General features: G+C 68.7%; 18 protein-coding genes. 7 read left to right on the top strand and 11 right to left on the bottom strand.

The window, feature by feature from the left end:
* Window positions 1-11: 11 nt before the first annotated feature.
* Window positions 12-2,234, bottom strand: coding sequence for an LPS-assembly protein LptD (locus DPR14_RS02655; RefSeq protein WP_158043788.1), 2,223 nt, complete (start codon window positions 2,232-2,234; stop codon window positions 12-14).
* Window positions 2,235-2,569: 335 nt separating this feature from the next.
* Here DPR14_RS02655 and DPR14_RS02650 point away from each other — a divergent pair, with 335 nt between their 5' ends.
* Window positions 2,570-3,220 carry a LysE family translocator gene (locus DPR14_RS02650; RefSeq protein ID WP_158043787.1) on the top strand — a complete coding sequence of 217 codons (651 nt, stop codon included), beginning with the start codon at window positions 2,570-2,572 and terminating at the stop codon, window positions 3,218-3,220.
* A 96-nt stretch (window positions 3,221-3,316) separates the two neighbouring features.
* On the opposite strand, the gene ahpD is transcribed toward DPR14_RS02650, so the two are convergent.
* Complete coding sequence (gene ahpD, locus DPR14_RS02645; protein WP_158043786.1) at window positions 3,317-3,847, bottom strand: alkylhydroperoxidase, AhpD family; 531 nt, start codon at window positions 3,845-3,847, stop codon at window positions 3,317-3,319.
* Window positions 3,848-3,963: 116 nt separating this feature from the next.
* Entirely contained in the window at window positions 3,964-4,503 is a 540-nt protein-coding gene (locus DPR14_RS02640; protein WP_158043785.1) for a peroxiredoxin, read from the bottom strand.
* Between the two features lie 110 nt (window positions 4,504-4,613).
* Here DPR14_RS02640 and DPR14_RS02635 point away from each other — a divergent pair, with 110 nt between their 5' ends.
* Entirely contained in the window at window positions 4,614-5,534 is a 921-nt protein-coding gene (locus DPR14_RS02635; protein ID WP_158043784.1) for a LysR substrate-binding domain-containing protein, read from the top strand.
* 346 nt (window positions 5,535-5,880) lie between these two features.
* Here DPR14_RS02635 and DPR14_RS02630 read toward each other — a convergent pair whose 3' ends face one another.
* Both DPR14_RS02630 and DPR14_RS02625 read right to left on the bottom strand, forming a co-directional pair.
* Window positions 5,881-7,239, bottom strand: a complete 1,359-nt coding sequence (locus DPR14_RS02630) for a TldD/PmbA family protein (protein ID WP_425501005.1) — start codon at window positions 7,237-7,239, stop codon at window positions 5,881-5,883.
* A 393-nt stretch (window positions 7,240-7,632) separates the two neighbouring features.
* The gene (locus DPR14_RS02625) at window positions 7,633-9,771 is read right to left on the bottom strand and encodes a sensor histidine kinase (RefSeq protein WP_158043782.1); all 2,139 of its coding nucleotides are present in this window, start codon (window positions 9,769-9,771) and stop codon (window positions 7,633-7,635) included.
* Window positions 9,772-9,970: 199 nt separating this feature from the next.
* Between DPR14_RS02625 and DPR14_RS02620 the strand changes: the two genes are divergently transcribed.
* Both DPR14_RS02620 and DPR14_RS02615 read left to right on the top strand, forming a co-directional pair.
* The gene (locus tag DPR14_RS02620) at window positions 9,971-11,029 is read left to right on the top strand and encodes an NAD(P)/FAD-dependent oxidoreductase (protein WP_158043781.1); all 1,059 of its coding nucleotides are present in this window, start codon (window positions 9,971-9,973) and stop codon (window positions 11,027-11,029) included.
* Window positions 11,030-11,044: 15 nt separating this feature from the next.
* Window positions 11,045-11,224: a DUF1289 domain-containing protein gene (locus tag DPR14_RS02615; RefSeq protein WP_158043780.1), complete on the top strand. Its 180-nt coding sequence runs from the start codon at window positions 11,045-11,047 to the stop codon at window positions 11,222-11,224.
* On the opposite strand, the gene DPR14_RS02610 is transcribed toward DPR14_RS02615, so the two are convergent.
* From DPR14_RS02610 to DPR14_RS02595, 4 genes are all read right to left on the bottom strand, one after another.
* Window positions 11,221-11,415: a hypothetical protein gene (locus tag DPR14_RS02610; protein WP_158043779.1), complete on the bottom strand. Its 195-nt coding sequence runs from the start codon at window positions 11,413-11,415 to the stop codon at window positions 11,221-11,223. The genes DPR14_RS02615 and DPR14_RS02610 overlap by 4 nt on opposite strands.
* Window positions 11,416-11,515: 100 nt before the next feature.
* On the bottom strand, window positions 11,516-11,968 hold the full coding sequence (locus tag DPR14_RS02605; protein ID WP_158043778.1) for a ferritin-like domain-containing protein: 453 nt from the start codon (window positions 11,966-11,968) through the stop codon (window positions 11,516-11,518).
* Between the two features lie 92 nt (window positions 11,969-12,060).
* A complete protein-coding gene (locus DPR14_RS02600; RefSeq protein WP_158043777.1) occupies window positions 12,061-12,645 on the bottom strand; it encodes an ActR/PrrA/RegA family redox response regulator transcription factor in 585 nt (194 codons plus the stop codon).
* 14 nt (window positions 12,646-12,659) lie between these two features.
* Window positions 12,660-14,000 carry an ActS/PrrB/RegB family redox-sensitive histidine kinase gene (locus tag DPR14_RS02595; protein WP_158043776.1) on the bottom strand — a complete coding sequence of 447 codons (1,341 nt, stop codon included), beginning with the start codon at window positions 13,998-14,000 and terminating at the stop codon, window positions 12,660-12,662.
* 95 nt (window positions 14,001-14,095) lie between these two features.
* On the opposite strand from DPR14_RS02595, the gene DPR14_RS02590 reads away from it, so the two are divergent.
* Window positions 14,096-14,854: an ABC transporter ATP-binding protein gene (locus DPR14_RS02590; protein ID WP_158043775.1), complete on the top strand. Its 759-nt coding sequence runs from the start codon at window positions 14,096-14,098 to the stop codon at window positions 14,852-14,854.
* 29 nt (window positions 14,855-14,883) lie between these two features.
* Window positions 14,884-15,681: an ABC transporter permease gene (locus DPR14_RS02585; RefSeq protein ID WP_158043774.1), complete on the top strand. Its 798-nt coding sequence runs from the start codon at window positions 14,884-14,886 to the stop codon at window positions 15,679-15,681.
* Between the two features lie 6 nt (window positions 15,682-15,687).
* On the opposite strand, the gene DPR14_RS02580 is transcribed toward DPR14_RS02585, so the two are convergent.
* Window positions 15,688-15,900, bottom strand: a complete 213-nt coding sequence (locus DPR14_RS02580) for a DUF1127 domain-containing protein (protein WP_158043773.1) — start codon at window positions 15,898-15,900, stop codon at window positions 15,688-15,690.
* A gap of 122 nt (window positions 15,901-16,022) precedes the next feature.
* Between DPR14_RS02580 and gcvA the strand changes: the two genes are divergently transcribed.
* Window positions 16,023-16,901 (top strand): transcriptional regulator GcvA, encoded by an 879-nt coding sequence (gcvA, locus tag DPR14_RS02575; protein ID WP_158043772.1) that lies wholly within the window; start codon window positions 16,023-16,025, stop codon window positions 16,899-16,901.
* Between the two features lie 3 nt (window positions 16,902-16,904).
* Here gcvA and DPR14_RS02570 read toward each other — a convergent pair whose 3' ends face one another.
* On the bottom strand, window positions 16,905-17,327 hold the full coding sequence (locus DPR14_RS02570) for a DUF2141 domain-containing protein (RefSeq protein ID WP_158043771.1): 423 nt from the start codon (window positions 17,325-17,327) through the stop codon (window positions 16,905-16,907).
* Between the last annotated feature and the right edge of the window lies 1 nt (window position 17,328).

Raw genomic sequence — 17,328 nt, 5'->3', positions numbered from 1 at the left:
TCGCGACGGGGCTACTGGGACGACGCCTGCGAGGAGGAGCTGATCAGCGGGGCTTCGACCTCGCCCAGGTTACGGAACACCAGGCGGAAATAGATGGTGTCGCCGCCCTCCTCGCCGGACCGGATGGTATTGTCCCGCGACCCGATGATCTGGAAGGTGAAGCACTCGTCGCTGTAGGTCAGCGAGGCGCTGGTGCTGCGCAGCTTCTCGTTGGTCGCCTGGAGATCGTAGCTCTGCGCCACGGCCGCGGACCAGTACTGCGAGAAGGACGAACTGAGCGACGCCGACAGGTATTCGCGGCGCGGCGCGGTGTCGCCGCTGGTCGGCCGGTCGCGGTAGTAATAGTTGACGCCGGCGCGCAGCACGGGAACGCCGGCGGTGACGCGGAACTGCTGGACCTGCGCCTCCAGGTCCTCCTCCGAAAGCTGGAAATTGTATTGCAGATCCAGGTAAGGAGCGGGCTGAACCCTGATGCTGCCGACGATGTCGGAATAGTCCTCGCCCAGGCCCGAGGCTTCGAGCGCCTCGTCGTTCCGGGAAATCTGATAGCTCTGGCCCAGGAAGAACTCCGAGAAGCCGCCGCCGAAACCGTAGAAGCCCGTCTTGGCGCCGTAGGTCACCCGGGTGCCCGAGTCGAGCCGGTCGACGCCGGGGAAGCGGTTGGGCCGGAACAGGTTGTAGGCCGTCAGCTCGATGTCCTGGCTGTCCTCGTTGGGGATATTGTCCTGGTCGTCGATGTTGGGCGAGGTGGTGAACGAGACGATCGGCTCGATCACGTGCTGGACGGTGCCGATCTGGCGCGCCACCGGGTACCGCATGGTGATCTGTCCCTGCGGGAACAGGCGGTAGTCGGTCGTGCTGTCCTCCCGCCCGGTGGGATCGTCCGGCCTGATATAGTCGGTGACATAGTAGGCATCGCCCCGCAGGGATCCGCTGATCGTGGTGATCAGGCCCGCATCGGCGACGAACTCGCGCTGCCATCCCGCTTCGATCGAGGCGCGCTGGGTATCGCGCCCTTCCGGACGCTGCAGCCCGACCAAGCCGAAGTCCAGCGACCAGCGCCCGCCCAGCAGCGAGTCGGGCTCGCCGAGCATCTGGGCCTCGGCCAGCGGGATCACGTAGGGTTCGTTCTCGTAAAGCTCGCGCAGGTCGTCGAAGCGATAGGCGTTCGCGACCGCGTAGTTGCGGCCCTGGAAGCCTTCCACGAAGGCGCGGCTGGTCAGGATGTCCTCGCCGCTGATCCGGTACCGCCGCAGATAGGACCGGTCCGATGTCTGCTCGAGGTTGAAGCCGGCCCTCCAGGTCTCGTCGAGGTCGAACAGCCCCTCGCCGAACAGGTGGCCGCGCCAGCGATCCTCCTTCACTTCGCCCGAGGTCGTCGTCCGGTCGGCGTTGACGATGCTGCCGTCCAGGAAGAGGCGGCCGCGCTCGAACCGCTGGCGCCACTCGCCGCGCACCTGGACGCCGTCCTCCGTGCTGAACATCGGGGTGATCGTCGCGTCCATGTCGGGCGCGATCGACCAGTAGTAGGGCACCGCCGCGAAGGTCCCGAGATTGCCGCCATAGCCGAAGATCGGGCTCAGGAAGCCGCTCTTGCGGTCCACCGTCGGGTCCGGGTGCTCGAAATAGGGCGTGTACAGCACCGGAATGCCGAACATCTCGAGCCAGGCGTCGCGATAGATGACTTCCTTCGCTTCCTTGTCGTGGACCACGCGGTTGGCGCGGAGTTGCCAGAGCGGCGCCCGGGTCGGGTCCTCGGCGCACAGGTCGCACGGCGAATAGACCGCCCGGTTGATCCGCATGAAGCGTCCCCCGTCGGTCCGTTCCGCCTCGGTCCCGGCCATCCGGGAGTTGTCGGTCAGCAGGGCGCGGACCTGCTGCACGAAACCCTGGGCGAGATCGTCGGTCAGTTCGGCATACTCCGCGAACATCACGTCGCCGCTCGGCTCCAGCAGGCGGATATTGCCGGTCGCGGTCACCACCCGGGTGCGCTGGTTGAACGAGACGCGGTCGGCCAGCAGCAGGCGGTCGCCCTGGGCCAGCTCCACGTCGCCCGTGGCGGTCACGATGCCCAGGGTCTCGTCATAGGTGAGTTCGTCGGCGTTCAATAGCACGGGCTGGCCGCCCCCCGCGTCCTGCGCCGATGCCGGGGGAACGCCCGCCGCCGCCGCGATCCCCAGGGCCACGAGACCGCCGCGCAAGCTGTTCCGCAGTCCCCGTTCAGGACGCTTCAAACCCTTATCCCGGAAGGAAAAAGCACGCACAAGAATACCCTTCGGAGCAGCCCCGGCGGAGCGCTCCCCAGTGGAGGCGGATGGTTGGCGGTGGGACTTGGTCCGCGGCCCTGTACCGGTTCCCTGATTAATCGAAGGCCGTCCGGGAGGCAAGCCGCATCGGACCGGCAGCCGGTACAAAGGTCACAGGTGCTGCACTCCGGCAACCCTTCGCGCCTCCCCTTCCCCGGGGGCCGTGTTTAATGCCGCACCGTCCATTCCCCGTTCCGCTTCGGGGACCGGGCGGGCCATACTCCGCCGCGTCGCGCGCACGGGGGATATGGGGAGTTCTGGTTGTGGAATATCTGGCGGTTCTCCTGCGCGGTGTCCTGCTGGGGATCGCCATCGCGGCGCCGGTGGGGCCGATCGGCCTCCTGTGCATCCGCCGTACGCTTCAGGGAGGGGTCCTGACAGGGTTCGCCACCGGCCTGGGCGCCGCGGTGGCCGACGGGCTGTTCGGCGCGATCGCGGCATTCGGCGTCCAGGCCATGACCGACTGGCTGGCCGGCCATCAGACCGCGTTCCGGCTGGTCGGCGGCACCGTCATGCTGCTGATCGCGGCCAGGGCTTTCACCGCCCAGCCGCACCCGCGGGAGATCACGCGGGACATCCGCACCGTGCTGGGCGGTTTCGCGGTCGGGCTTGGGCTCACCCTGACCAACCCGATCACCATCTTCGCGTTCGTCGCGATCTTCGCCGGCTTCGGGCTGGGCGGCGAGCTTGCGTCCGACTACGAGGCGGCCGTCCTGGTGCTGGGCGTCTTCCTGGGCTCCGCCCTGTGGTTCCTGACGCTCAGCGGCAGCGTGGCCATGATGCGGCACATGATCTCGGACGGCGTGTTCCGGCGCATCAACCAGACCGCGGCCGTGCTGCTGGCCTGCTTCGGCGTCTATGCGCTGTACAGCGCGCTCCTCGGCATCATGGGGCCGGCCTCGGCGATGAACTGAACGCCGGCGCGCATACGGAAAAGGCGCCGGCCGCTTCCGCGGGCCGGCGCCTTTTCAGGTTAGTTCCCGGGACGGCCCAGGTCCGGAGGACCGCGCTCAGGCGAGCGCGTTCTCCCCGTCGATCACCGCGGAGACGGCGTGGATCACGGAAGCGATCCGGATCACGTCCTGCACGGCCTCCTTGGAGACGCCCTTCTTGACGACCTCATGCTCGTGGCTCTCGATGCACATGCCGCAGCCGTTGACGGCCGACACGGCGAGCGACCACAATTCGAAATCGATCTTGTCCACCCCCGGATTGCCGATGACGTTCATGCGCAGGCGCGCCGGCATCTGGGCGTAGTCCTTGGTTGCGGACAGGTGGACGAAGCGATAGTAGATGTTGTTCATGCCCATGATCGCCGCGGCGGCCTTGGCCCCGTTCAGCGCCGCCGGCTCCAGGTGCTGCCCGGCGTCTGCGACGATGGCGCGGATCACTTCGGGCTGGCGTGACGCGAGGGCTGACGCGACGGCGGTACCCCAGGCCTGCTGCGGTGTCAGGTTGGGCGTGTTGAACACGCCGGACAGGTTCAGCTTCAGGTCCTTGGCGTAGTCGGGCAGCTTGCCCTTCAGCGCATCGATCGACATGGCAGGCAATTCCTAAGGTGCGGACGATAGAATGCAGATCAGGCCGGCCGGAACCGGCACCCGCATGGTGGGCGCCGCCCGGCGCCCACCATGATGAAACCCGTGAGGAACCGGGATCAGGCGGCCTGCAGGGTGTCCTGGCCCTTCTGCCAGTTGCAGGGGCACAGCTCGTCGGTCTGCAGGGCGTCCAGGACGCGCAGGACTTCCTGCGGGTTGCGGCCGACCGACAGGTCGTTGACCGAAGCGAAGCGGATGATGCCCTCGGGGTCGACGATGAAGGTGGCGCGCAACGCCACGCCCTCGGTCTTGTCCAGGATGCCCAGCTCGGTGCACAGCTCGCGCTTGATGTCGGCCAGCATCGGGAACGGCAGGTCGCGCAAGTCGTCGTGGTGGACGCGCCAGGCGTGGTGCACGAACTCGCTGTCGGTCGAACCGCCGAGCACCTGGGCGTCACGGTCGGCGAACTCGCCGTTCAGCTTGCCGAACGCGGCGATCTCGGTCGGGCACACGAAGGTGAAGTCCTTCGGCCAGAAGAACACGACCAGCCACTTGCCCTCGAAAGAGCGGTCGGTGAACTGCGCAAAGGCCTCCTTCGGATCGGTGGAAACGACGGCCTTGAGGTCGAAGGCGGGAAACTTATCGCCGACAGTAAGCATGAAACTAGCTCCGTATGCTGCAGTGCACTAAATTCGAACAGTTCCAAAACTGGCGACAGCCCTATGATAAATCCAATCGCTTTTTCTGAACGCTGTGATAGGAGAGGCCGATGAGTCAGGCCGTCACGCTCAAGCACCTGCGCTATCTGGTGGCGGTCGCCGACACCCTCCACTTCGGCAAGGCGGCCGACGCCGCGAACATCAGCCAGCCCAGTCTGTCGGCCCAGATACAGCAATTGGAAGAAGCACTTGGCACCCAGCTGGTGGAGCGCACGAAGCGCCGGGTGATGCTCACCCCGATCGGCACGGAGGTCGCCGAAAGGGCGCGCCGCATCCTCGCGGAAGTGCGCGACCTGACCGACAGCGTGCAGGGCGTGGCCGCCCCCCTGGCGGGCGACCTGCGACTAGGTGTCATACCCACGGTCGGCCCTTATCTGCTTCCCAGGGTGCTTCCTTCGCTGCGGCGCACATATCCGGATCTGCGACTCTACCTTCGGGAGGACCAGACCGGGCGACTCGTGGAACGCCTCAAGAGCGGCGACCTGGACACGCTGATGCTCGCCATGCCCGTCGCCGAAGCGTCGTTCGAGACCGAAGCCCTGTTCGACGAGAATTTCGTAGTGGCGCTGCCCGCCGGCCACCGCCTGGCCGCGCGCAACCAAGTCAGCGAATCGGACCTGGCGGACGAGCAGGTCCTTCTGCTGGAGGACGGCCACTGCTTCCGCGACCAGGCGCTGGCGGTCTGCGGACATGCCCGGGCGCGCGACCGCGACAGCTTCGCCGCCACGTCGCTCGACACGCTCCGCGAGATGGTCGCGAGCCGCATCGGCATCACCCTGCTGCCGGCGCTTTCGGTGACCGGCGCCTCCGCGCCGAACGGATCGGTCGAGATCCGTCCCTTCGCCCCGCCCTGCCCGTCCCGCCGAGTCGCCCTGGTCTGGCGGCGCGAGGCTGCCCGCAGCCGCGAGTTCAAGGTGCTCGCGCAGTTCCTGCGCGACAATCTGCCGCTGGGCGCCGAACCGGTCGGCTGACCGGGCGGGTAAAGACGCCACCTCCCGCATCCCCTGCAATCTCCACCTGGAGTCGCCGGCATCCAAAGTGATCCCGGCTTGACCATTTGAAGTGTCCTTCGCATGGATTCAGCAGAAGCAAGAATATGCGCAGCACGTCAGAGTATTTCGCTGTTGAAGATCTCCGGCTTGCCGTGGCGGGCCAAAGGCCTCCTCAACCGCTTCGACGCAGAACCCGGCCTCCATCGTGATCGAAAGCCGTTAGGCCGGAACCCGCCTGCGGAACCAGTCGATGACGGCGGCGAGACTGTCGAGCCAGCTCTATCCGACGCGCCGGCCGGCCGCCGCGGCGGCCGGCCGGACAGAGTTAGGTACCGGCGATGGTCATGCCGTCGATCCGGATCGTCGGGGCGTCCATGCCGTAGCGGAACTCCAGGTCGCTGGCCGGCTCCAGCACCTTGAACATCTCCTTCAGGTTGCCGGCGACCGTCAGCTCGCTGACCGGATAGGCGATCTCGCCGTTCTCGATCCAGAAGCCGGCGGCGCCCCGGCTGTAGTCGCCGGTGATCCCGTTGATGCCCATGCCCATCAGCTCGGTGATGTAGAGGCCCTGGCCGATGTCGGCGATCAGCTCCTCCGGCGTGCGGGTTCCCGGCGCCATGTAGAGGTTGCTGGGCGAGGGCGACGGCGGGCCGGAGGTGCCGCGCGACGCATGCCCGGTCGAGGTCAGGCCGAGCTGGCGGGCAGAGCGCAGGTCGAGCAGCCAGGTGGTCAGCCGCCCGTCCTCGATGATGTTGCGCCGGGAATTGGCGACGCCCTCGCCGTCGAACGGCTTGGAGCGCAGGCCGCGCCGCACGTGCGGGTCGTCCACGATGGTGATCCCGGTCCGGAACAGCTGCTCGCCCATCTTGTCCTTCAGGAAGCTGGTGCCGCGCGCGATCGACGGCCCGGTGATCGCCCCGGACATGTGGCCGATCAGGCCGCGCGACACCCGCGGGTCGTAGACCACCGGCACCTGGCAGGTCTTGACCTTGCGCGGGTTCAGCCGGCGCACCGCCTTCTCGCCGGCGCCCCGGCCGATCTCCTCCGCGGACGCCAGATCGGCGGCGAAGACCTTGGAGCTGTACTCGTAGTCGCGCTCCATCCCCGTGCCGGACCCGGCCAGCACCGACACCGACAGGCTGCGGCGCGAGATCGAATAGGCGCCGGCGAAGCCGTTGCTGGCGGCGATGGCGACGTGGGAGCGGCTCCAGCTCGCCTCCGCCCCTTCGGAATTGGTGACGCCCTGGACCGCCAGGGCGCTCTCCTCGGCGATCCGCGCCTGCTCGATCATCTGCTCGGCCGACGGCTCGGTCGGGTCGTCCATCTCCAGGTCGGTCGGCCAGCCGCGGGCGAGCTGGTCGGGATCGGCAAGGCCGCTGAACGGGTCCTCCGGCACGTTGCGGGCCATGGCGACGGCGCGCTCGACCAGGGCCGCCAGCGTGTCGGCGCTGCGGTCGGTGGTCGAGACGATCGCTTGGCGCTTGCCGACGAAGACGCGCAGGCCGAGATCGCCGGCTTCCGCCCGCTCCAGCCGCTCCGGCTTGCCCAGCCGCTGCGACAGCGACAGGGAGGCGCCGTCGAACAGCACCGCGTCGGCGGCGTCGGCGCCGGCGGCCTTGGCCTTCCCGATCAGGTCTTCCAGCAGGGAGAGGGAGGCGTTGTGGGAATCAGCAGGCATCGACATCTCCGGTCCATTTCATTTCGCGCACGCTCTTTCGGACGTCCCTATCAAGGTGGGCCGTGTCGGCGAAAGATGGCAGGGGAGAGATGGGCCTGTCCCGCATATTTTCGCACCCCGTCCGGCGGCGCGCCATGGAACGGGCGTCCCGGGGCCGCCTGACCGCAGGCGCCCGCCTATCGCAAGACTTGGCCCGGACCCGGAAATCGGTCGGTCGAAAGTAGGATGGGAATAATGGTCTTTGGGCTTGCGATGTACTGAATCGTACATTATGTTGTGCACTGCAGCAGAGATGCTGCGACGCCTCTTTGGGCGTTTCCTCCCTAGACTCAGGGCCGCCTTCATGGCGGCCTTCTTTTTGCGTCAGTGAGCTCGCTGCCCGCCGGGCGGGCTGAGCCGTCAGGCGACCTTGCGGATCACCCGCTCGGCCGGCAGGCGGACGGTGACCGTGGTCCCCCGCCCCGGCTCGCTCTCGATCGACAGCGTTCCGCCGTGCAGCGCCACGAGCGACCGGGCCAGCGGCAGGCCGAGGCCGATTCCCTGCGTCTTGTTGTTGAGCGAGCTGTCGACTTGGCCGAAAGGCTCCAGGGCCTTCTTGATGTCTTCCGGCGCGATGCCGATGCCCGTGTCGGCCACGGCGACGGCAAGCCCTCCGTCCGGCTCGACGCCGGCCGACACCAGCACCCTGCCGCCCTTGGGCGTGAACTTGACCGAGTTGGTCAGCAGGTTGGCGATGATCTGCTTCAGCGCCAGCTCCTCCGCCCGGACGGGCGGCAGGTCCGCCGCCAGGTCGATCGCGATCGCGACGCCGACGAACTGGGCGCGCGCCTCGACGAGGCGGACGCAGTTCCGGGCGACCCGGCCGATATCGACCACCGTGTCCTGAAGCTCCTTCTTGCCGGCCTCGATCTTCGACATGTCCAGGATATCGTTGATCAGGGCAAGCAGCAGCGTGCCGCTTTCATGGATGTCGCGGGCATACTCGACGTATTCGGGACGCCCCGCGGGGCCGAACATCTCGTTCTTGATGATTTCGGAGAAACCGATCACGGCGTTCAGCGGCGTGCGCAGCTCGTGGCTCATGTTGGCCAGGAACTCCGACTTGGCGCGGCTGGCGAGTTCGGCCTCCTCCCGCGCGATCCGCTGAAGCTCCTCGGCGGCCCTGCGGTCGGTGATGTCCTCGACCTTGCCCTCGTAGTAGAGCAGCCGGCCGGCGGTGTCGCGCACCGCGCGGGCTGTCTCCGAGATCCAGATGATGGAGCCGTCCTTGCGGCGGACCTCCGACTCGAAGCCGTGGATGGTGTCGTACCGGTCCAGCAGTCGGGCGAACTGGTCCCGCCGCCTCGGGTCCACGTAGAGCTGATGCCGGATGTCCTGGAGTGCATCCAGCACGTCCGCAGGCGTGTCATGGCCATAGATCCGCGCCAGGGTAGGATTGGCGCTAAGCATCCGTCCGTCGGGCGAGGTCTGGAAGATGCCTTCCGCGGCGTTTTCGTAGATTTCCCGGTACTTGCGCTCGCTCTCGCCCAGCGCCGCCGCGGTGCGCTCGTTCTCGCGGATGCGGTGTTCGAGTTCGCGGTTGATCCGCTCCAGGCGGCTCACCAGCGCCCCGACGTCGGCGGTTCGGCGCTGCGCCGCGACCATGTAGGCCGCCAGCATCGCGGTCAGGACCAATCCTCCCAGCAGCACCCCGGCCGGGGCGAAAGCCAGCGCCGGCGGCAGGCCGAGCATGACGGCGCGGAACTCGGCGATCCAGATGCGGTCGCCGATCACGATGCGGGTACCGCGGACCACCGGCCCGACGAGGGCCAGGAGGCCCAGGCTCTCCCGATATTCCCGGGCGTAGAGCGGCCTGTCCGGCTGCTCCGGATCGAACACCCGCAGGGAGATCGGCGCCATGCCGGTACCCTGCTCCCCCTGGGCCTCTTGGAAAAGGCCGCCCAGGGAGGCCAGGGCCACGGCGGCCCCGTCCACCGCCCCATCCGCCCGCCGCCGAGTCGGCACGGTTACCGCCAGCAGGTATCCGATCCCGGCCGACGTGCCTTCCAGGTCGCGGACCACGCCGGTCGCCATGGGCAGCCCGGCCAGGGCCGCCGAGGCGAGGCCGCGCAAGTCGGAGCTCTCCTCCACCGGGAGATCCTCCCACCGGCTCCCGGGGGCCCCGATCGCATAGCGGACGACGATGCGGCCTTCGGTCCGCGGCGTCCAGAACAGCAGGTCGACGCCGTCGCGTTCAGGCAGGATATGGTCGATGAATCCGGAGAATTCCCCCGAAGTCACCGTGCCGGACGCGCTGAACAGGGCGCTGGTCGCCCTGACCGTATCCTCCACCACGCGGACGCGGCGCTGGATCGTCTCGGTCATGTGGACCGCCTGCGCGTCCAGGATCTCGGCGATCTGGGCCGCGGTCTGCTGGCGCGCCACCAGGAACATGGAGACCGACAGCAGTATCCCGCACAGGATCACGCAGGCCAGCGTCGTCCGGCGGTCGCGCCAGCGGCTTTCCGACTCCAGATCCGGAGCCCGGCCACGGAGCAAAGATCCTCCCGCTCTTCCCGCAAAGACGCGCACCAACACCGACCTGCCAGATTTTAGTTACAGATACATTTTATTAGTATTATCGCCGAATTAGCGTATCTGGCAACGGCTCATCCGGCATGTGCCTTCCGTGAGCCTGGATGAATAGCCGCACCGGGCTACTTCTCATCACCGTTGGCAAGGAGCATTGGGGGAATCGATGGGCGACGGGACGGTGGTCGGGTTTCCGGGGCGATCGGGCCGGGGCGGGACCTCCCGGGTGGCGGTGATCGGCGCCGGGCTTTCCGGCCTGGCATGCGCGGAGCGGCTGGCCGGCCGGGGCCTGGACGTGACCGTCTTCGACAAGGGGCGCGCGGCGGGCGGGCGGATGGCCACGCGCCGGGCCGACGCCGGCGGCGGGGCAGGCAGCCCGAGGTTCGACCATGGGGCTCAGTACTTCACCGCCCGCGATCCCCGTTTCCGCAGCCGGGTCGACGACTGGGTGGCGCGGGGCGCCGCCGCCTGCTGGACCGGGAGGATCGTCCGGATCGGCGAGGGCGGCGGCATCGAGGAGTCGCCGGGCGAGCGCTTCGTCGGGACGCCCGGCATGACCGCTCCCGCCCGGCTGCTGGCGGAATCGGTCACCCCCCGCAGCGGCGTGCGGGTGGCGGAGGTGGTTCCGGGTGACGGCGGATGGCAGTTGCGCGACGAAGCCGGCAGGGATCTCGGCAGCTACGGCCGGGTGGCGGTCGCCGTGCCGTCGCCCCAGGCCGTTCCCTTGCTGGCCGAGGCGCCGGATCTCGCCGCGGCGGCGGCCGACGCGATCATGGCGGGATGCTGGTCGGTGCTGGTCCGCTTCCCGCGGCCGCTCGGGCTGGCCTATGACGGGGCTTTCGTCGGCGCCTCACCGCTCTCCTGGATCGCCCGCGACAGTTCCAAGCCGGGCCGAGATGCCGGAGGGGGCGAGACCTGGGTGCTCCACGGCTCGCCCGAATGGTCGCAGCGGCATATCGAGGATGATCAGGCCGAGGTGATCGCCCGGCTGACCGCGGCTTTCCGGGAACTGGCGGGAATCGGGCCGGTCCAGGCCGGCTATCTCGCCGCGCACCGCTGGCGTTTCTCGATCCCGCTCCGGGGACTGGAGCAGGAATGCCTGTACGATCCGGAGCGCGGCCTGGGCGCGTGCGGCGACTGGTGCCTGGGCGGCAGGGTCGAGGGCGCCTTCCTCAGCGGCCTGGCCCTGGCCAATCGAATCCTGGCGGATGGAACCCCGGTTTGATACCGTCCCGCCACCATGACTTTCGATGAAAACCACGTTCCGTCACCCTGCACGCGGGTCTGCGTGATCGATCCGGCCTCGGGCTTCTGCCGGGGCTGCCTGCGCACCCTCGACGAGATCGCCGGCTGGGGAACGAAACCGCCCGGGGAGCGCCGCGCGGTCATCGCGGCGCTGGAGGAGCGGAAGCGCCGCTAGGCGTCCGGTCCGCGCTCCGCCAGGTCGAACTGGGCTGTCGGCTCCGTCTCGACCAGTCCGGCGATCGTCTCGTACGCCTGGGCGTTGGTGTCCATCTGCTCCCTGATGGGATCGTTCTGCTCACCGACATGACGGAAGAAGGATGCGGCATCCCTCAGCAGCTTGGCGGCGATTTCGGCGTTGGTTGCCATCGGCGGTCTCCTGGTGTGAGGGGGGTTTGGACGAAAAGCGTATTCGGTGTCCAACACGCCCCCATCCCATCCGTTGCGACCGCCCGGTGCGATTCGACGGCTACGAAGCCTGCCTGGATGCCTGCTTGGTCGCCGCGAGGCGATCGCGGTCGGACTGCAAACGCGCGAGATGCTGGCTGATCACGCTGGCGAGATGGGTGGGAAGATCCTTGTCGAGCGCCTGCTCGTACCGGCGCACCGCCTCCGTTTCGCCCCGCTCCACCTCCTGGATGATCGCCGCCCGGTCGCGGCCCATGACGGCGGACTTGAGGTCGACGAAGAACCGGTGCGCGCCGCCAAGCATGGTGCCGCTGGCCTCCGGAGCCCCGCCCTGCTCCGCCACATGCTTCTGGAGATCGCGGACCATGGCGCCGCGCTGGGCGGAGAGATCGTTGAACAGCATCTTCAGATCGGGGTCCTGGGCATCCTCGGCGGACTTCCGATATCCTTCGTGGCTGTCCTCGGTGATCTGAATCAGGTCGTTCAGCGTATCGACGATCTCGTCTTTGGTCATGGCCCGCTCCACCGGTGTTTCACACCGGCGATAACGAGCCATTCCCTGACTTGGTTCCCATCCCCCCCTCCCGAGCGTGCCCGGCGTGAGGCTTACCCCCGGGGCGCGTGCTTGTTCAGGATGCGCTGAAGGGTGCGGCGGTGCATCTTCAGGCGGCGCGCCGTTTCCGACACGTTGCGGTCGCATTGCTCGAACACCCGCTGGATATGTTCCCAGCGGACCCGGTCGGCCGACATGGGGTTGTCCGGCGGAGGCGGCAGCGGGCGCCCGTCGGCCAGCAGCGCCGCCTCCACCGCGTCGGCGTCGGCCGGCTTGGGCAGGTAGTCGACCGCCCCCGCCTTGACCGCCGCGACCGCGGTGGCGATGTTGCCGTAGCCGGTCAGCACCACGATCCTGCTGTCCGGGCGGGCGTCGCGCAGCGCGGCGACCACGTCGAGCCCGCTGCCGTCGCCCAGCCGCAGGTCGACCACGGCGAACACGGGGGCCGATTCCTGGGCGACCTCGATGCCCATCGCGACGCTGTCGACCGCGACGACGTCGAAGCCGCGTTTTTCCATCGCGCGGGCCAGGCGGTTGCGGAACGGGGGATCATCATCGACAACCAGGAGGCTGCGCGAGGCGTCACCGGAGAAAGTGAGTTTGGCTGCTTCGCCTGTCGGACCGATGTCGGAAGTCATTCGCGTTCCCGTCCTCAGCCTTTCGTGTCGAAAATCGGTGGATTCCACCGTACGACAACTTGCGCCCCGCCGCTACGACTATTGGCGAACATGACTTCCGCCCCGGTACGCTCCAGCAGGGTCTGCGCGATGAAGATGCCCAGCCCCATGTGCGAACCGCCCTCGGCCCGCCCACCCTCGACGCGCGTGGAGATATAGGGCTCGCCTATCCTGTTCAGCAGGTTCTGGGGAAAGCCCGGCCCGTCGTCGCCGACGGTGATGGTCAGCGCCTCCTCGTCCCAGCGGGCGCGTACGGTGACCGTGGAGCGGGCGAACTGGGTGGCGTTCTGGATCAGGTTCCCCAGGCCGTGGATGATCTCCGGGCTGCGGCGGATCATCGGAACGGGCGGACCGGCCACCGGCTCGGTGTCCAGCAGGAACTTGATATGGCCCAGCCGGTGGGGCGCTCCGGCGGCCTCGATCAGCGCCGGGACGGTCAGCCGGTCGAACGGCTCGCCGCCCTCCGCCTCGGGCTTCCGCGACAGCTCGGCCAGGATGTCGCGGCACCGCAGGCTCTGGCTCTGCAGCAGGGCTATGTCCTCCGCCAGCGGGCTGTCCGGCGGGATCTCGCTCGCCAGCTCCTTGGCGACAAGATGGATGGTGCCGAGCGGGGTGCCCAGCTCGTGGGCGGCGGCGGCGGCCAGCGCGCCCAGCGCCGACAGCCGCTGCTCGCGCTCCAGCGCCATCTGGCTGGCCGCCAGCGCGTCGGAGATCGACCGCGCCTCCTGCGCGACGCTCCAGACATAGGCGGTGATGAAGATCGCGGACAGCGACAGGGACAGCCAGATGCCGAGCAGGTACAGCGGCGGCAGCCCGACCGCGCCGTTGGCCCAGGGCAGCGGGAACTGCCACAGCGCCAGCCCGGTCAGGCAGCACAGCGCCAGCACGGTCAGCGCGATCACGCTGACCCGGGACAGGATCGTGCCGGCCACGGTCAGCGGCGCCAGGATCAGGATCGCGAAGGGGTTCTGGAGCCCGCCGGTCAGGTACAGCAGGAGCGTGAGCTGGAGCGTGTCGTATCCCAGGTACAGGGCGGCGTCCCGGTCGGCCAGCCGGGGCCGGGTGCCGCGCTGGGCCTGCGCCGCCAGGTTCAACAGCACCGACGCCCCCATGGCGGCCAGCGCCGGCCCGAGCGGCAGCTTGAAGCCGAAGCCGAAATGGACCGACAGGACCGCGGTCAGCTGTCCCACGACGGCGATCCAGCGGATCAGGATGAGGGTCCGCAAGGTCACCCGGCCGTCGATCGCGGTGGCGATCGGCGTGACGACCGGGGGAGAGGCTGGACCGGAACGCGGCGGCGGTACGGCTTCGATCATGGTGGGCTGCCGGGTGTCGGGCTGGGACGGAGGATCACGGTGTCGAGGGAGCGAGGGGTGGTCAGCGGTTGAGCGGTCCGCCATATAGCCTGCTTATGTCCCAGCCTGTCATCAAAGTCGATCACCTGACCAAGCGGTTCGATGCCACCACGGCGGTCGACGGCATCAGCTTCGCCGTGCCGGCCGGCACCGTCGCCGGGCTGCTCGGCGGCAACGGCGCCGGCAAGACCACCACCATCTCCATGCTGCTGGGCCTTCTGCTGCCCACGTCGGGCACCATCGAGGTGCTGGGCGAGGACATGCTGCGCCACCGCCACCGGGTGTTGCCGCGGATGAACTTCTCGTCGCCCTATGTCGACTTGCCGCACCGCCTGACCGTCGCCGAGAACCTGACGGTGTACGGCCATCTCTACGGACTGTCCGGCGTCCGCCGACGGGTTTCCGAGATCGCCGAGGCGCTCGGCGTCGCACGCTTCCTGAAGAAGCCGACCGGGCAGCTCTCCGCCGGCCAGAAGACCCGCGTGGCGCTTGCCAAGGCCCTGCTCAACCGGCCGGACGTGCTGCTGCTGGACGAGCCGACGGCCTCGCTCGACCCCGACACGGCGGATTGGATCCGGACCTATCTGGAAACCTACCGCCGCGAGACCGGCGCCACGATCCTGCTGGCGTCGCACAACATGCTGGAGGTCGAGCGGCTGTGCGGCCTGGTGCTGATGATGCGCGGCGGCCTCATCGTCGACCGCGGCGCCCCGGCGGACCTGCTGGAACGCTACGGCCGCGACACGCTGGAGGACGTCTTCCTCGACATCGCGCGCGACCGCCGCTCCGGCGGCGTCGCGGACGCGGCGGAGTGATCGGCGGAATGGACGGCAGGGGAAACCCCATGGGAGGCTCCGCCCGCCGGATCTCGGCGATGGTGCTGCGCTACTGGTACCTGCTGCGCGGGTCCTGGCCCCGCCTGCTGGAACTGGCCTACTGGCCGACCGTGCAGATGATCATGTGGGGCTTCATCAGCCAGTTCCTGGCGACCAACAGCACCTGGGTGGCACAGGCCGCGGGCGTGCTGATCGCGGCCGTGCTGCTGTGGGACGTGCTGTTCCGCGGCCAGCTCGGCGTGTCGGTGTCGTTCCTGGAGGAGATGTGGTCGCGCAACCTGGGCCACCTGTTCGTCAGCCCGCTGCGGCCGGGCGAATGGGTGGCGGCGCTGATGGCCATGAGCCTGATCCGCACGCTGCTGGGCACCGTGCCCGCCGGCCTGCTGGCGATCCCGATCTTCGGCTACTCGATCTTCGACATGGGCCTGCCGCTGGTCGGATTCTTCGCCAACCTGATCGTCATGGGCTGGTGGCTCGGGCTGCTCATCATCGCGCTGATCCTGCGCCACGGGCTGGGCGCCGAGAGCCTGGCCTGGGTCGCGGTCTTCCTGCTGGCGCCGGTCAGCGCCGTCTATTACCCGGTCGCCGTGCTGCCCGGCTGGCTCCAGGCGGTGGCCTGGGCGCTGCCCTCGGCCCACGTCTTCGAAGGCATGCGGGCGCTGATGTTCGAGAACGTGACGCGCTGGGACCATCTGGCCTGGGCGGCCGGGCTGAACGCCGCCTACATGGCCGCGGCGGCGTTCGTCTTCCTGCATTACTTCAAGGTCGCCCGGGTGCGCGGCTCGCTGCTCCAGACCGGGGAGTGAGCCGGCTCACTCCTGCCAGAACGGCTTGGAGACTTCCGCCAGGGCCTGCTGCTCGGTCAGGCCGATGTCGGACAGCAGGTGGCGGTCCATGCGGGCGAGGTCGCGGCGGGTCAGCGCGCGGCGGCGCCACAGGGCCGGCAGCTCCGCGACGCGGGCGAGCGGGACGGCGGGGATCGCGAAAGGCAGCGCCGGCGCATGCCTGGTTTGAGTTCTGATCATGGCAGCCTCCTTGGCGTGCGGTATGCGATGTTTTCGATAAGCATGATCTATGGTGCCAAGCGCTTGCGCACAAACCATGAGTTCTCATACTCTGCATGAGCGAAACTCATGCATGAGCCGCCATGTCGCGCCGCCTTCCGCCGCTGAACTCGCTCCGCGCCTTCGAGGCCGCCGCCCGTCACCTCAGCTTCACGATCGCCGCGGAGGAACTGCACGTGACCCAGGGCGCGGTCAGCCGGGCGGTCAAGGGGCTGGAGGATCACCTGGGCGTGATGCTGTTCCAGCGCCTGCCACGTGCCCTGGCGCTGACGGACGAGGGCAAGGTGCTGCTGGCGGGAGTGACCGAGGGGCTGGACCGGATCGCCCAGGCCGCGGCGCGGGTCGAGGCGCGGGCTCACGACCTCCAGGTCAAGGTGCCGCCCACCTTCACGATCCGCTGGCTGATGCGGCGGCTGATCCGGTTCCAGACCAGCCGTCCCGATATCCGGGTCAGGCTGAACACCGGCTGGGAATGGGTCGATTTCGACCGGGACGACTTCGACGCCGGGATCGTGTTCGGGGTCGGCCCCTGGCCGGGGCTGCGCGCCGATCCGCTGTTCGAGGAACGGCTGACCGCGCTGTGCGCGCCGTCTCTGCTCGACCGGCTGAAGGCTCCCGCCGACCTCGCGCGCTGCACGATCCTGCATCCCGACCCGCACCAGAGCGAGTGGCGGGCCTGGCTCGAACTGGCGGGGATGCCCGACCTGGACGTGGACCGCAACTGCCAGATCTTCGATACCCAGGACCTGGCGATCCAGGCCGCGGCGGACGGGCACGGCGTGACGGTGGCCGACCTGTCGCTGGTCCAGGACGACATCGCGGCGGGCCGGCTCGCGGTGCCCTTTCCCGGCCTGGAGGCGCGGCTCGGCAGCTACCAGCTCGTCAGCCCGAAGCACCTGGCCGACCGCCCGGCCCTGGCGGCGTTCCGCGACTGGCTGCTGGAAGAGGCGCGCCGGAGCTGAGGATCAGCGGCGCAGGGTGACCGCGGTCTCCACGGTCCCGGCGCCGACCGTGACGGCCATGTCGGCGAAGTCGGGCGGCGCGAAATTGACCTTGGCGTCGTTGCCGAAGCCGAAGGGCTCGGTGGGAACGCCGAGCAAATTCGAATCGAGCTTGCCGTTGCCGTTGATGTCGTGGATCGCGGCGATGCCGTAGCGGCCCGGGGCCAGGCCGCGGAACACCACCACCACGTCGCCGGCCCTGGCGGGGGCCGCCTCGCCGAAGGTCCGCTCCCGCCTTTCGAAGGCTTCCGGCGTGGCGTAGAGCCCGACCTTGACGTCGCCCGCGTCGGACGGCACGCCGCGGACCGTCACCCTCAGCTCGGAAGCGGATGCGCTTCCGGCCCACAAGGCCGCTGCCGCAACCGCCAGCACGGCGGTCCTTGACATG

Origin of the sequence: Skermanella pratensis, from assembly GCF_008843145.1 — a bacterium.
Classification (GTDB): Bacteria; Pseudomonadota; Alphaproteobacteria; order Azospirillales; family Azospirillaceae; genus Skermanella; species Skermanella pratensis.
The sequence above is the reverse complement of the archived record's forward strand: the minus strand, read 5'-3'. Positions and strand labels throughout refer to the sequence as shown.

Excerpts from the sequence above, each read along its gene's own strand:
- ahpD (WP_158043786.1), bottom strand. The coding sequence starts at position 3,847 with ATGTCGATCGATGCGCTGAAGGGCAAGCTGCCCGACTACGCCAAGGAC.
- DPR14_RS02640 (WP_158043785.1), bottom strand. The coding sequence starts at position 4,503 with ATGCTTACTGTCGGCGATAAGTTTCCCGCCTTCGACCTCAAGGCCGTC.
- DPR14_RS02635 (WP_158043784.1), top strand. The coding sequence starts at position 4,614 with ATGAGTCAGGCCGTCACGCTCAAGCACCTGCGCTATCTGGTGGCGGTC.
- DPR14_RS02630 (WP_425501005.1), bottom strand. The coding sequence starts at position 7,239 with ATGTCGATGCCTGCTGATTCCCACAACGCCTCCCTCTCCCTGCTGGAA.
- DPR14_RS02620 (WP_158043781.1), top strand. The coding sequence starts at position 9,971 with ATGGGCGACGGGACGGTGGTCGGGTTTCCGGGGCGATCGGGCCGGGGC.
- DPR14_RS02615 (WP_158043780.1), top strand. The coding sequence starts at position 11,045 with ATGACTTTCGATGAAAACCACGTTCCGTCACCCTGCACGCGGGTCTGC.
- DPR14_RS02610 (WP_158043779.1), bottom strand. The coding sequence starts at position 11,415 with ATGGCAACCAACGCCGAAATCGCCGCCAAGCTGCTGAGGGATGCCGCA.
- DPR14_RS02605 (WP_158043778.1), bottom strand. The coding sequence starts at position 11,968 with ATGACCAAAGACGAGATCGTCGATACGCTGAACGACCTGATTCAGATC.
- DPR14_RS02600 (WP_158043777.1), bottom strand. The coding sequence starts at position 12,645 with ATGACTTCCGACATCGGTCCGACAGGCGAAGCAGCCAAACTCACTTTC.
- DPR14_RS02595 (WP_158043776.1), bottom strand. The coding sequence starts at position 14,000 with ATGATCGAAGCCGTACCGCCGCCGCGTTCCGGTCCAGCCTCTCCCCCG.
- DPR14_RS02590 (WP_158043775.1), top strand. The coding sequence starts at position 14,096 with ATGTCCCAGCCTGTCATCAAAGTCGATCACCTGACCAAGCGGTTCGAT.
- DPR14_RS02585 (WP_158043774.1), top strand. The coding sequence starts at position 14,884 with ATGGGAGGCTCCGCCCGCCGGATCTCGGCGATGGTGCTGCGCTACTGG.
- DPR14_RS02580 (WP_158043773.1), bottom strand. The coding sequence starts at position 15,900 with ATGATCAGAACTCAAACCAGGCATGCGCCGGCGCTGCCTTTCGCGATC.
- gcvA (WP_158043772.1), top strand. The coding sequence starts at position 16,023 with ATGTCGCGCCGCCTTCCGCCGCTGAACTCGCTCCGCGCCTTCGAGGCC.
- DPR14_RS02570 (WP_158043771.1), bottom strand. The coding sequence starts at position 17,327 with ATGTCAAGGACCGCCGTGCTGGCGGTTGCGGCAGCGGCCTTGTGGGCC.